The sequence below is a fragment of the Alteromonas sp. genome, from assembly GCF_984505615.1.
Map to the genome: position 1 here is coordinate 15,193 of NZ_CFHOXV010000015.1, position 13,658 is coordinate 28,850.

Sequence of the window (13,658 nt, forward strand, 5' to 3'; positions counted from 1 at the left end):
GCCAATATCTACAAGTTTTTTTCCGGATAGGGGGCAGAGGAGGTTAATTCTTATCCACTTTAAAGTTTACACCCTATTTATCGTGAAAAATCAGTCAAAATAAGGTGTTTGCTTTTTGAACGATGACAGGTCGCTGAGCAATCTGTCCTGAGGTACGTCGATACCTTTGAATTTACCGGGTGCAAACAATACCAGTTCGCCGAACAGGCTTCGTTTGGCCAGCGCGTTGGCGTAGTCCTGTATATCGGTAAAAGACAGTCTGCAAATCAGGTCGGCAAGCTTACTGTTCCTGTCAAAACAATGGTCCTGAATGCCCAGGCTTACCCACAGCCTTTGCGATTTCATCGACAGGGATAAATCTCGCTCTTCCATCTGTTTTAGCAGATTCTTTTGAATGGTTGACCAGTAGAAGCGGTAAAAATCGATTTCATTAAGTTGCTCAAACAGAAAGGAGGTCATTTCTTTAAGCAAAACTTCCGGTTCGTGAGACGGACTTTGAATGTAGAAAGCCATACCCGGATGCTGGTTATGAGGCACATAGCCGGTGCCAACCACGTACCCGAGTTGCTTTTCTGTTCTGAGTACATTGAAAAACGGTGCGGCGAGCATTTGTTCCAGCACCATACACATGGCGGTGTCTTTCAGGCTGTTACCGGGCGCCTGCAGATAAAGCACTACTGCCGCGTCATCGTGTTCACATATGACTTCGTGATAGAGGGCTTCGCCAACAGGTAATTGGGTCACAGCGCGGGACAATGGCTGACAACCGGCGCCGGGACAGGCACCTTTTAAATGCTCTGCAAAGGTAGAGGCTTCTTCTGCAGGCCAGTTGCCATGCATAAAGCTCTCGACAAAATATTTATCCAGCGCCTGCCGGCAAATGTCTGTCATATCTTCGAAAGAACATTCACGGACTGCCTTCAAAAGCTCCACCGGCGCTTGTGTATTGCGCTGAACAATTACGCTGAGCCGTGAAAACAACCGGTTGGTAGGCTTATTCATCAGGGCATTTTCAAGTGTCTGAATTTGCATGGCTTTCAGGCGCTCAAACTGGGATGCTTCAGGCATAAATTGATGGATAGTTTCCAGCAGCTGACCAGCCAGCTTGACCTGATGATTCGAAAATCCCCGGGTATGGAGGGTAAAACCAGCCTGATGCCCGTAAATCCGGTAATGCAGGCCGGCAATTTCTGCGCGGTAATATTTTGCCTGCAAATGGTCATTCAGCGCTGCGAGCCAGATACGTTTTGCCGCTACTGCAATCAGGTTGTCAGTAAATGCAGGTGCATCGAAAGAAATATAAATATCGCCTTTCGGGCTGTGGAACTGGTTGTCCTGCGCAAACCAGAATGCGAAATGTTCTTCTCTGACCAACGCTCTTGGCAGTAAATAATCATCGCCCGGAATAGTAAGGTGATAATCATCACCCAGATAAGGATTGGGCGGAGGTAACTGTAAACCGTTGTAAGCTTCCGGCTCTGCCAGCTTGTGCAATAAGTCCTCAGGCAAAGGGCGCATTTGATAGCGGGCGTTATAGTGCCGGCAAACCGAATCTGTGGGAAGGTCCGGCGCAATCATTTTTACCCGCATTGTATGGGGGGTAAAAAAGGACAGCGCGTGTTCCAGCTTCTGCTTGTCAAAGCTGTCAATAATGATTCTGAAGAGTTTTATTTCTTCGCTGTCAAAGGTGAACAGATGCTGGGAATATTCGCAAACAATACTTTGCAGCTTGGGATTCTCTTCATACTGATAAGCCAGAGCGCCGAGATGCGCTTTTTCCTGATACCGCCACTTCTCATCAATGCTGTTTTTAATGAGTCTGGCGAATGCGAATAAGGCTTCCAGTATGCTGTCTCTGTTATTCAGACCTTCTTCGGTTAACTGAAAGCTGACATTGAAATCTTTAAAGTCATCGCCTTCAATCCCGCTGCCTGCTATCAGATTGGTGACCCAGTTTTTAGCCTTCAGACAGGCCAGTAAGCTGCCTTCACCTTCATCGCCGATGAGATGACTTAAATAGTTAAGCGGTTTGGTGCGGTAATCCAGGTGGAGTCCGGGCAGAGCAAAGGTGACAATCATCCGCCGCGCAGTTTGCAACGGAATGATATTAATATCTACCGCAAGTTGTTCTTCATTATAAAGTGGCGGCCATTCTTTTGGCGCTTCTTCACCCTGACGGAATGCAGTGAAGCTCTGCTGTGTCAGTTCCAGTACATCTTCCGGGTCTTCACTGGTAAAAATGGCCAGGCACATGTTGCTGGCAGTGTAGTACTGACAATGATAATCGTGTAACGCTTTATGCAATTCATCTTCCGGTAAAGAGCGGAAAATATTAGCATTGCCTACAGAAAATTTACTGAAGGGATGGGCCGGATTCGCGGTTTCTTTATGGATTTGATAAAGACGGCGCAAATCATCTTTACGTTTAAATTGAAATTCCGCCTCGATTGCGTTGATTTCTTTATCCAGAGTGTCTTTATCTAACAAAGGGAGTCTGAGCATATCTGCAAAAGCGGGAAGAATGCGTTTGAGTTCCGCACTTCTGCAATGAAAATGGTAATTAGCAAACTCAGTACCGGTCCAGGCGTTAATACTGCCGCCAGCACTGTCCACCATATCGTTAATACTGTTGGGCTTGGGCAAGTGGCGACTGCCCAGAAACATCATGTGCTCGAGGAGGTGAGATAAACCTTCACACTGTTCGGGATCATAAAAATGGCCGGCACGGACAGACATGGAAACATAGGTGGAGGGTGTCAGTTCATGCTGGTAAATCATGACCCGCAGGCCATTTGGAAGCGTATGGAAAGTGGCTTTTTCCAGATTCAGTGGTGTTGTCAAAATGCTCTCTTTATTTATGTTTTTTACTGCATTTCTTAAAAGGTAACTTTCCGGCGCTTGCGCTTCCTGAATTGATTACTCGTCCGTATCACCTAAAGTCTTACATATTTGTACTAGGCTAGTCTTTTCCGGTCTGCTATGGTTACAGTGTAGTCTTTCATCATATTCATTAAACTATGCCACGTCAAAATTCCAACGCCGACATTTTATTGTTTATCATGCGCCACGGTGAGGCGGAATCATTACGGGTTGATGATAAAAGCCGGCAGCTTACCGATTATGGAAGGGCTCAGGCATCAGTCAGTGCTAACTGGCTTATTGATAACTACTGCCCGGACCGGCAAATAGATCTGGCTCTGATCAGTCCTTACCGCCGTGCTCGTCAAACATTTGACATGGTCAGTCTGGATATCAGTGCTAATAAAACGGAGTTGTGTGAAGACATTATTCCGGAAGGCAATCCAAAACTCGCACACGACTATGTAGACACCCTGTTCACCGCCACGCAGAGCAGAAGTCAGCCTGTTGAACGTATGTTGCTGGTCAGTCACATGCCCTTTGTCAGTTACTTTCTTGATGAAGTGTGTGTCATACCCAGTAACAGCCTGTTTGCCACCGCTTCAGTTGCTGTTGTCCGTTATAATGTGCAGAAACAGCATGGCGAACTGCTCGCACATTTCCAGGGGTAACCCTAAGCCAAAGATTCTTAAGGCTTTCTCAATAAAATCAAAAAAATGCTTCAGAAGTTGGTTTATTAACCGATAAACAGGTTAGTGAGAGTGTAACCAGCTGCGCAGGGCAGTATTCCTAATGACGACCAAATCTATTCCGGATTTGCTCCGTCGATCTCTGGAGAGTCATATGGCGGAAGCCGATCTCAGAGATGATGAGGAGCTAAAAGATATCCTAGGCAAACTGAATGTGTTGTCGGGTAAAGTTGCTGCGGCGAAAGCGCAGGTACTGGCCCGCAGAGCGCAGGCCAAAGAGAAATCAGAGTAAACTAAATATCTGAAGCGTTATCCCGCGGCTCAGTGAAGTATTCGGGTAGGATACGCACGGTTTTCACCATATTGTCTTTTATATCCACGATCTCCATAGGATAACCGGCGAGACGCACACTGACCTGATTTTCCGGAATTTCTTCCAGGTACTCCAGAATAAGACCGTTAAGGGTTTTCGGGCCGTCAACAGGCAACTTCCAGTCCATTTCCTTGTTTAAATCACGCACGTTGGCACTGCCATCTACCAGCACACTGCCATCCTGCTGAATGTTCGCTTCTTTACTGTGATCCGGCACCATGGACGTGGTGAAGTCACCGATGATTTCTTCAAGAATATCTTCCAGCGTGACCAGACCCATAATATCGCCGTACTCATCGACCACCAGAGCAATACGTTCTTTTTCTGCCTGGAATTTGTACATCAGAGTATGCAGCGGGGTGGACTCCGGTGTGAAGTAAATTTCACGCACTGCGCGTAGCAAACTCGACTTGGTGAATTGATCTTTTGATAACAGACGAAGGGCGTCACGACAATGCACGAAGCCTACGGCATCATCAATGCTGTCACGATACAGAAGTACACGGGTATGCTGGGCATGGGTAAGTTGCTTCTGGATTTTCTTCCAGTCATCGTTGATATCAATTGCGACAATCTCTGCTCTGGGAACCATGATATCTTCGGCGGTGACATTCTCTAAATCAAGAATACCCACCAGCATGTCCTGGTGCTTTTTCGGTATCATCGTACCGGCCTCGTATACCACCGTCCGTAATTCCTCCCGGCTCAGGGAGTCATCGTTACCATTTGTCGGGTTGATCCGAAGCAGAAATAAAATACTGTTGGTGATGGAATTGATGAGTGCAACAAACGGATAAAGTACAAATAGCAGAGGTAGCAGAATGACTGAGCTCGGGAACGCGACTTTTTCAGGGTACAACGCCGCCAGTGTTTTCGGGGTTACTTCGGCAAATATCAGCAGGACCAGGGTAAGACCAAATGTGGTTGCAAAAAATCCCCAGTAATCGCCAAACAGACGGGTGCAGATAATCGTTGCGATAGAAGACGCCGCAATATTAACCAGGTTGTTACCAATCAGGATCAGGCCGATAAGACGGTCAGGACGTTCAAGTAACTTTTGCACCCGTAAAGCTGCACGGTTACCTTCGTTTTGCAAGTGTTTGAGCCGATAACGGTTTATCGACATCATGCCTGTTTCAGAGCTTGAGAAATAGGCAGATAAAAAAATCAGCACGCCAAGTGCAATAAATAGCGTACTCGTTGATATGTCGTCCAAAAATCCGGGTTCCTTTACCTGTGTGGACTATCCAATTTAGTTATTCAGACAGCGGGTTTCAAGTGTAAGTTAATGAATCTTTATTATAACTGGTCTTTTTCGGGCATTTTATCTGCATTTTAAGACATTAAGAAGCCTTTAAAGCAGTATTTCTCTGACGAAGCGGCTTCCAAAATAGGCGAGTGTGAGCAGCATCAGACCAATAACGGTGAGTACGATAACCTGTTTGCCGCGCCAGCCCCAAATATGCTGACCGGTAAGCAGGACAATATAAACTGCCAGGGCAATTATCGACAGGACAGTTTTATGGGCATACATGGTACTGAACATATTGTCGAGGAAGACGAACCCGCTTACCAGCGATAAAATCAGCAGGAATGTGCCGACAAGCAGTAGTTTAAACAACATGCCCTCTACCAGCATTAACGGAGGTAGCGGCGAATTCAGCAGGGATGCGCCTTTCTGTTTCAGCTTAAACGTAATAAAAGACATTTGCAGCGCGTAAAGAAAAGCGATCACCAGCGTGCCGTAGGCAAATAACGAAAGGGTAATGTGGATAACCAGACCCGGCTGCATTTCTATGTGCATGATATGACTGACCGGTAGTACCTGAGCAGCAGCAATTGTCATCGCAGAAAAACCAAACACCACGGGCAGCAGAATGATATTCGGCATGACCGATGCGCTGATAAGCATAGATACAGTGATGAGCCAGGAGACCAGTGACAATACATTGGTAATACTCATATTCTGTCCCGGCGCAATAACAATCGCCTGTGACAGGTAGCAAATATGGGCAGCCGCACCTGCCAGAGACAGGATCATTGCCAGTTTCTTGTTTGGTGTTTGCTGATTGACAATCTTGCCCATCAAAAGAAAAGCGGCAGCAAGATAAAAAATTATGCCGGCCACGGCAAATACGGTGGTCATCCCAATTCCTGTACGAAGGGGTGCTGTGTGACTTTTTCCTACACCCGTTTTACTGGCTGTATTGATACTGCAAGTGCAAAGGAAATTCAACCAGAACCATTGTTTTTACACAGATTAAGACAATATAAACAGAGAAACACATATCAAGGTTCGTTGTGAACGCCTTTTTCGCTATAATGGCGGGAATAAAGAGTTAACCGATTTGAAGAAGCTGCCTTATGTTTGAGAATTTATCTGAACGCCTTGGTCAGACGTTACGCAACGTCAGTGGCCGTGGCAGACTGACCGAAGACAACATTAAAGACACGCTCAGGGAAGTGCGGATGGCACTGCTTGAGGCGGACGTTGCCTTACCGGTAGTCAAAGAATTTGTCGCCCAGGTCAAGGCCCGTGCTGTAGGCACAGAAGTGACCAAAGCCCTGAAGCCCGGTCAGGTCTTCATAAAAATAGTGCAGTCTGAACTTGAGTCTGTCATGGGGGAGGCCAATGAAAAGCTGAACCTTTCTGCTCAGCCACCGGCGGTCGTTTTGATGGCAGGTTTGCAGGGTGCCGGTAAAACCACCAGTGTGGGTAAACTGGCTAAATATCTTACTGAACGCGAAAAGAAAAAAGTGCTGGTGGTCAGTGCGGATATTTATCGTCCTGCGGCAATCAAGCAATTGGAAACACTGGCTACAGATGTGGGTGTGGGTTTCCATCCTTCCTCTATTGAACAAAAGCCCATTGATATTGTTAACGGCGCCATCGATGCGGCGAAAAAACAATTTTACGATGTACTATTAGTGGATACAGCCGGTCGTTTGCACGTTGATGCAGACATGATGGATGAAATCAAAGCGCTTCATGCTGCGGTTAAACCTGTAGAAACCTTGTTCGTGGTAGATGCCATGACCGGTCAGGATGCGGCAAATACAGCGAAAGCCTTCAATGATGCATTACCGCTTACCGGTGTGATCCTGACTAAAGCCGACGGTGATGCCCGTGGTGGTGCCGCGTTGTCGGTGCGTCAAATCACCGGCAAACCTATCAAGTTCATTGGTATGGGTGAAAAGGTTGATGCCCTTGAGCCGTTCCATCCCGAGCGTATTGCCTCGCGCATTCTGGGGATGGGTGATGTACTCAGCCTGATTGAAGAAGTTGAGCGTAAAGTTGATAAAGACAAAGCGCAGAAACTGGCGAAGAAAGTTCAGAAAGGCAAAGGTTTTGACCTTCAGGACTTTAAAGAGCAGCTTGAACAGATGCGCAATATGGGCGGCATGATGGGTCTCATGGACAAGTTGCCGGGTATGGGCGGCATGGCTGACAAAATTAAAGATCAGGCCAATGAAAAGCAGTTCAATCAGATGGAAGCGATTATCAACTCCATGACGCCGGCTGAACGTGAGCGTCCTGACATGATTAAAGGCTCCCGTAAGCGTCGTATTGCTGCCGGTTCCGGTACCCAAATTCAGGATGTTAACCGTCTGCTGAAGCAATTCACCCAAATGCAGAAAATGATGAAGAAAATGTCCGGCGGCGGCATGAAGAAAATGATGCGCCAGATGAAGGGCATGATGCCTCCCGGCGGAATGGGTGGCATGGGCGGTGGCGGCGGAATGTTCCCTCCACGGTAAGCTACAGGGATGAAACAAAAAAGAGACGGCATGCTGTCTCTTTTTTTTGGGCGGAGGACAAACTGCACTGTTTGATATTCACTCAAACAGTGCACCGGAATACCGACAAAATCACATCCACACTGGGCAATTTTGCCAATTCATAATACACTGCTACCCCGTTTAAACGATGGATATCGCTGGCGACAGGGATGCCTTGAAGAAAAGGTTCAGGCCAGACTCTTTGCAGGCCGGAATGCTGGTTTGCAATGCCTGACATATTTCCCCTCCCGACAGCGGTATAACAATTTCAGCAAGACGCATACCGGCGGTCACGACGATAACAAAAAAGATATGCCGGTACGAAGACAGGATTATTATGGCTGGTTTAAAACGCATCATTCTTATTGATACCCACCTGCCGGGTGTCGTTGAACTCAAACTGGATGGACATACCAATATTTGCGGTACCAATGCATCCGGTAAAACCACCTTGCAGCGACTTATTCCCGTATTTTACGGCGAGTATCCCAGCCGCGTTGTACCGGCCACCCGGGACAGCTTTGAGCGCTGGTATTTACCCCGCACATCCAGTTTTATTATTTACGAATTCACCCGTGCTGAAGGGGATTTATGTCAGGCGGTATTGAGTTCTAACGGGACTGGGGTTAATTACCGCTTTATCGGTAAACCTTTTGATATCGACGATTACCTGCTGCCGCAAAAAAACGGTAAACGGGTGAGTATCAGCAGCGCCGAGCTTGCCAGAGCGATGAAACGCAACAACGTGCTGGTAACCAGTTTACTGACCACAAAAGACTTCCGTGCCATTTTGCAAAACGATCACGGTGTCCTGAACCAGAGCAGCAATGCACGGGAACTCTTGGGTTACGCCCGTATTTTCAGTTTGTGTCAGCCTAATTTGCATGTACGTCACATCGAGAAGCTGGCTAAAGCCGTGCATTCTAAAGAAGGCAAGATGGAAACCATCAAGGCCATGATTGCCGCCATTCTCGAAGAAGACGGTGTGCAGCCGCCCACGTCCAGTTTGAGCCGCAACCGTGTGGATGACTGGCTGCGCGAATGCCAGCTCATCAAGCAGTTCGATCGTATCCGCCCCGAGTTTGCCAAACTTGAACAGGCCGATATGGCACTGGGAACGACAGAGAAGCAGCTTGGCGGTTTAAAGCAGGTGTTTGAAGCGGATAAGAGCCATTTATCGGCGGCGGTTGAAACGGCTAAAAATCAACTGGAAGAGAACCAGTTCCAGCGCAAGCAAAATGATAACCAGTGGTCTGAGACCCGCGACACACTCAATCAGACGGTGTCATCTGCCCGTGCGGATGTAGAAAAATACACCTCTGAACTGGATGCTGTGGAAGAAGAATTCCAGAGCTGGCAGGAACAGGATATTGAACAGTTAAAAGAAGATGTGGCGAATCTTGGTCAGTGGCAGAACGAGCTGGAACTGGTATCCGGCCGGTATACCTTACTGACCGAAAAACATCAGGATATTGAGTCCACATTTAACCGCCGTATCGCTGAACTGGGTGAAAAGCTCAGTATGAACCTGGAGCAGCTTTCAGCCAGCCGTCAGGAAGCGGCTGATAAGCGCAGTGATCTGCAGCAGAAAGAGCGAGATGCATTGCAAAACATCCGCGACGATTATGCACAGCAAATTCAATCGTTAAATCACGCACATCAAAACGCCCTCAGCGACCTGAAAGTCGCAGAAGCCGAACTGAAAGCCGGTCTGAATAACGCAGGCTATAACGAGTTTGAGCAGTCTCAGCTTGATTTACTGGATGCCGCAATAAAAGAAGCCAGTATCAATGAAGATGCTGCGCGCAGCGAGTATCGTCAGGCACAGCAGGCCCATAGTCAGGCGGTACTGCACCGTCAGTCAGCATCATCGGCACTGGATAAAGCCCGCAATCAGCATCAGGCACAGGAAAAACAGGTTGATGGTATCAATCAGCTGCTGTACCCCGGAGAAGGCTCCCTGCTGGAGTTTCTCCGTGGCAACCTGGATAACTGGGAACATACGCTGGGTAAGGTCGTGCGTCCCGAATTGCTAGAGCGCAAAGATCTCGTTCCTCAACTGGCTGAAGGTGAAAGCCTGTTTGGTATCAAGCTGGCACTGGAAGCACTGGATACGCCGGAATATGCTCATACTGAACAGGAGCTTAAAGCCCGTTTAAGTGCCGCAGAAGAGTCTTTGGCACTGGCGTTAGCGGCACAAAACGAGTGTGAAGCGGTATTGTCGAAAGCCAATGAAGACGTGCGTAACGCTGAGCTGGCGATGACTCAGAAAGATAACGCCGTACGCAGTGCAGAAGCTACCCGTAAGCGTGCCCAGCAGGACCGTGATGCAGTACTCAGTGAATATCAGCAGGCGTTGTCGGCCCGCAAACAAAAAGCGCGCAGCAAACTGGATGATAACGTTCAGGCCAGAAAACAGCTGGTGGCACAGTTTGAACTTGATCGCGATGAGATTAAAGATCAGCAACGGGAAGCCGAAACCGAGCACAGCTTCCACTGGCAGCAGCTTATTGCTGACACTGATGCCCGTATCAGTCAGCTTGATTCAGACATGCGTAAAGCCAGAGATGATGCGGCAAAAGACCGTCGTGACACTGAGCAGTGGCTGGAAAATGAGCTGAATAACCGCGGCGTGGACGTGGATGAAATCGGTGAGATGAAAAAGCGCATTAAAGTGCTTAAAGAAGATATCTACCGCACAGAAACTCATCGTCATAAAGTTGCTGACTATGAACGCTGGTATCAGACGGTGTTCACCGGTCACAAAATTGCCTGGCAAAACAGCCTGGCGAAAGCCCGTAAGTCACTGGCCGAATCTGAGCGCGAACTGGCTGCAAAACAAACCGTGTACCGGGAAACGCGGGAGCAGCTCAAAGATCAGCATGGTCAGTTAGAGTCAGCGCTGAAAACCTCATCAGAGCAATATGAGCAGGTGGTTAACTTTGCTAAATCGCTGGCAAAAATTGCCCTGCCGGCGGTACAGGCCGAAGAGGCTGTACGCCATGATGAGTTATCCATTAATCAACGCTTATCTCAGGTGCAGAGTGCCCTGCAGGAGCGCGAAGGCTTGATGTCTGATGTGAAAGCTTATGTTGAACGCTTTGATCAGCTTATCGCCGCGCAGGCGGGAACCGGTTTGTCAGATACCTGGGAACGGGCCCGCGAAGAATGTGCCGTGATGAACGCCCAGGGTGTGAAGAGCGTTGATCACCGCCGCATGGTCGGCCATCTGGCGCAATTGCTGAATGTTATTGTGCCGCAGAAATTACAGGGCCTGAAAGAGCAGGGACGTATCTTTGGTGCGGATCTGAGTCAGTACTACTACGTACTGGCAGATATCGATAAACGCATCGTCAGTCAGAGCCGTCGCATTACCAGAGAGGTTGACGGAGAACTGTTCCTGGATGGCGTGTCTGACTCTGCGGTAAAAATCCGCTCACGGATCAGTGAACTGGAGTTCTGGCCTGAACTGGAACAGTTCCGGGCTCTCTACGACGAGTGGATGGGGCAGGGTGCCAATGAGCTGCCGGATGAAGAATATGGGCAGAGTATGCGCCGCGTGCTGGATATTCTCGGTCGTGCCGCGCTGACCGGCGGCATCAGTAAACTACTGGATATCGAACTGCATTTACGTGAAGGCAACAGCGATCTCGTGATCCGTACTGACAGACAGCTGAACGAGTCTTCCAGTCACGGTATGGCTTATCTTATTTTGTGTAAGTTCCTGCTTGCCTTTACCCGTCTGCTTCGTGGAGAAGCTGATACCACTATTCACTGGCCTATCGATGAATTGGGCACACTTCACCAGAGTAACGTGAAGAAGATCTTCGATGCCTGTCAGAACAATAATATCAGTGTGGTGGGGGCCTTCCCGAATCCTGAGTCTGATGTATTAACGCTGTTTGAGAACCGCTACCTTATCGATAAAGTCAGCAGACAGTTACAGGTGGTTGAGCCAAAAGTCAGCGCTATTGCGGAACGCATTAAAGCCCGCCGCGAACAGGAGGTGTCAGCATGATGTCAGAGCAGGGTCGTATTTTAAGTTTATTGCTGAAAGGGCAGTTTATTTGTCAGGTGAGTGATGAAGAAGGCTGGCGCTATCTGAAAAGCCGCGATAATGCGCAGAAGCTGGAGCCTCATCTGAATGTGCTCAACCGCACTCTCGCGTCAACCGGTGAAGGCGACGTGTTTTTTGCTGCCTATTTAACGCTGGGTGACGATGAGCGCAAAGTGCTGACCCAGCAATTTCAGGAAACTGCATCCAGCATGGTGCCGCTGGTGGAATGGTTGTTACTGGTACAGCAAGCCAGTGAGTCGGATATGCCCGTCACTATGGGCAACGCACTGCGTTTAAATGAACTGCAAAGTGTTATTGAAGATACGCCGGCTTATGCTGAACAGCTCGAAAAAATATCTCGTTACCGGGTGTTCAACTCTACCAGTATGAATCTGGACGGTCAGCTTAAGCAGGTGTTTAAGCGACTTACCGATATGGGATACCTGATTAAACCGAATACCGAAAAGCAGATTTATCTGGTGACCGGTAAAGTTGAGCATCTTTTCGAGATGATCAAATTTATCGACGAAACCGAAAGTCTGTCGTTGTCTGAGCAAGCTGAGGCTGCCGTGCAGCAGGGGAGCCTGATATGAGTCAGGTGTTGGTTCAGGCCGGCACACGTTTGCTCAATGCGCTGGGCCGCCACAGCGACCTCATCATGCATGCTTACGTCAACGGGTCGGTAAAAGAGGCGGATTTTAGCCGCAAAGTGCTGGAGCAACTGGTTCAGCTAGGTGTGTTGTGGCGTCCCGATCCTCAAAGTCCGCTGCGCTTGAAAAATGCGGTACGTGCGTTGCTGGAAGGCAGTTTGCAGGATGAAAGAAACCGCACCATCAACACTAACATCACTGCGTCGCTGGCAAGCTTGCGCACGTTAGCTGAGCACTACAAAGAGTCGCTGCACTACAACCGTTTTAACGAAGCCCATGCTCATATGACCGATTTAACTGAGCATGTGTATCAGTTAACAGAGTCACTGACCAACAGCGTAAGGGTGCTGTTCAGTCGTATTAACAATGAGTTTGGCTACGTCTCATCGGTAGAAGCGAAAATTCGTGAGAACGAACTGGCGCAGGGACAGGTGAGTGACTTACTGCAGCAACTGGAAAGTTTCCATTTCGATGAACTCAGTGAACTGGCCGGCAGTAACCGTGAGTTGCGGCATTTGCTGGTCGTTGCGTTACAGCAGAGTTTCTCTAAAGCCGCGCAGGAACTGTCTGTGGTGCAGGCCCGCTTACTCGACCTGCTGGGGCGCTTCCGTGAGTTTCAGGGACGTACCCGTTTGCTCAAAGGCTTTTTGCTGCATATGGAGCAACAACCGGATTTTACGCCAGGGAATTATCCTGCATTAAGTCAGGTGCCCGTGTTGTTCAATCAGGCAGAGAGTGTACTTGAAGCGGCGGCAGCCGACGTGAACCAGGTAGCTCACGAAGGGGACTATCAGATGATTGTCAGCACCCTGACTGACATTCATCGCCGTAGACCGGATGAAAATGCCCACAAGGCCGCACAGGAAATTGAAGTCACGGCGCAGTCCAGTGTGTCTCTGGAGAAGGATCCTATCCATGTTGCTGTGGATGATTACTTCTGTGATGTAATTGACTCCGGTCAGCCAAAATCAGCCCTTGAGTACTTTGAAGAACGGGAACTTGAGTTCGATAAAGAGGTATGGATTTATCAGGTTATCGGTGGTTATCAGTCGCTGGATGAAAACGATAAACAATTCTTCGCGCTGGATGCTTCCGGTCAGCCGGACGCTGTTTACACCGGCAATTTCTACATAAACGACGTTACGTTGGGGCTCAGATAGTCCCGGCGTAACCCGTCAACTCTGTGTCATTCATCCCGGTTTAGAACAATTTAGTCTGAACAAAGGATGAAAATCTTTTAAATTTCCATA

At 48.5% G+C, this 13,658-nt stretch carries 10 protein-coding genes; 6 read left to right on the plus strand and 4 right to left on the minus strand.

Features of this window, described 5'->3' with window-relative positions; genetic code table 11:
* Positions 1-90: 90 nt before the first annotated feature.
* Positions 91-2,841, minus strand: a complete 2,751-nt coding sequence (locus AC4PME_RS10500) for an insulinase family protein (protein WP_491045859.1) — start codon at positions 2,839-2,841, stop codon at positions 91-93.
* A gap of 176 nt (positions 2,842-3,017) precedes the next feature.
* Here AC4PME_RS10500 and sixA point away from each other — a divergent pair, with 176 nt between their 5' ends.
* Together sixA and AC4PME_RS10510 are read left to right on the plus strand one after the other, a co-directional pair.
* Positions 3,018-3,530, plus strand: coding sequence for a phosphohistidine phosphatase SixA (gene sixA / locus AC4PME_RS10505; RefSeq protein WP_119500772.1), 513 nt, complete (start codon positions 3,018-3,020; stop codon positions 3,528-3,530).
* A 121-nt stretch (positions 3,531-3,651) separates the two neighbouring features.
* The gene (locus tag AC4PME_RS10510) at positions 3,652-3,840 is read left to right on the plus strand and encodes a hypothetical protein (protein WP_119500773.1); all 189 of its coding nucleotides are present in this window, start codon (positions 3,652-3,654) and stop codon (positions 3,838-3,840) included.
* A 1-nt stretch (position 3,841) separates the two neighbouring features.
* Here the strand turns inward: AC4PME_RS10510 and AC4PME_RS10515 are convergent, their stop codons facing one another.
* Together AC4PME_RS10515 and AC4PME_RS10520 are read right to left on the minus strand one after the other, a co-directional pair.
* On the minus strand, positions 3,842-5,137 hold the full coding sequence (locus AC4PME_RS10515; protein WP_119500774.1) for an HlyC/CorC family transporter: 1,296 nt from the start codon (positions 5,135-5,137) through the stop codon (positions 3,842-3,844).
* Between the two features lie 138 nt (positions 5,138-5,275).
* The gene (locus AC4PME_RS10520) at positions 5,276-6,067 is read right to left on the minus strand and encodes a cytochrome C assembly family protein (protein ID WP_474844775.1); all 792 of its coding nucleotides are present in this window, start codon (positions 6,065-6,067) and stop codon (positions 5,276-5,278) included.
* A 218-nt stretch (positions 6,068-6,285) separates the two neighbouring features.
* Between AC4PME_RS10520 and ffh the strand changes: the two genes are divergently transcribed.
* Positions 6,286-7,680 (plus strand): signal recognition particle protein, encoded by a 1,395-nt coding sequence (gene ffh, locus AC4PME_RS10525; RefSeq protein WP_119500776.1) that lies wholly within the window; start codon positions 6,286-6,288, stop codon positions 7,678-7,680.
* Positions 7,681-7,762: 82 nt separating this feature from the next.
* On the opposite strand, the gene AC4PME_RS10530 is transcribed toward ffh, so the two are convergent.
* Complete coding sequence (locus AC4PME_RS10530) at positions 7,763-7,939, minus strand: hypothetical protein (RefSeq protein ID WP_491045858.1); 177 nt, start codon at positions 7,937-7,939, stop codon at positions 7,763-7,765.
* 99 nt (positions 7,940-8,038) lie between these two features.
* Here AC4PME_RS10530 and AC4PME_RS10535 point away from each other — a divergent pair, with 99 nt between their 5' ends.
* Genes AC4PME_RS10535 through AC4PME_RS10545 form a run of 3 tightly spaced genes read left to right on the plus strand, consistent with a single transcriptional unit; the run spans position 8,039 to position 13,568 of the window.
* Positions 8,039-11,719, plus strand: a complete 3,681-nt coding sequence (locus AC4PME_RS10535) for an ATP-binding protein (protein WP_491045857.1) — start codon at positions 8,039-8,041, stop codon at positions 11,717-11,719.
* Positions 11,716-12,351 (plus strand): condensin complex protein MksE, encoded by a 636-nt coding sequence (locus AC4PME_RS10540; protein WP_491045856.1) that lies wholly within the window; start codon positions 11,716-11,718, stop codon positions 12,349-12,351. Before AC4PME_RS10535 ends, AC4PME_RS10540 begins: the two co-directional genes overlap by 4 nt.
* Positions 12,348-13,568 (plus strand): phosphoenolpyruvate carboxylase, encoded by a 1,221-nt coding sequence (locus tag AC4PME_RS10545; protein WP_491045855.1) that lies wholly within the window; start codon positions 12,348-12,350, stop codon positions 13,566-13,568. Before AC4PME_RS10540 ends, AC4PME_RS10545 begins: the two co-directional genes overlap by 4 nt.
* Positions 13,569-13,658: the final 90 nt, after the last annotated feature.

Excerpts from the sequence above, each read along its gene's own strand:
- sixA (WP_119500772.1), top strand. The coding sequence starts at position 3,018 with ATGCCACGTCAAAATTCCAACGCCGACATTTTATTGTTTATCATGCGC.
- AC4PME_RS10510 (WP_119500773.1), top strand. The coding sequence starts at position 3,652 with ATGACGACCAAATCTATTCCGGATTTGCTCCGTCGATCTCTGGAGAGT.
- AC4PME_RS10520 (WP_474844775.1), bottom strand. The coding sequence starts at position 6,067 with ATGACCACCGTATTTGCCGTGGCCGGCATAATTTTTTATCTTGCTGCC.
- ffh (WP_119500776.1), top strand. The coding sequence starts at position 6,286 with ATGTTTGAGAATTTATCTGAACGCCTTGGTCAGACGTTACGCAACGTC.
- AC4PME_RS10530 (WP_491045858.1), bottom strand. The coding sequence starts at position 7,939 with ATGTCAGGCATTGCAAACCAGCATTCCGGCCTGCAAAGAGTCTGGCCT.
- AC4PME_RS10535 (WP_491045857.1), top strand. The coding sequence starts at position 8,039 with ATGGCTGGTTTAAAACGCATCATTCTTATTGATACCCACCTGCCGGGT.
- AC4PME_RS10540 (WP_491045856.1), top strand. The coding sequence starts at position 11,716 with ATGATGTCAGAGCAGGGTCGTATTTTAAGTTTATTGCTGAAAGGGCAG.
- AC4PME_RS10545 (WP_491045855.1), top strand. The coding sequence starts at position 12,348 with ATGAGTCAGGTGTTGGTTCAGGCCGGCACACGTTTGCTCAATGCGCTG.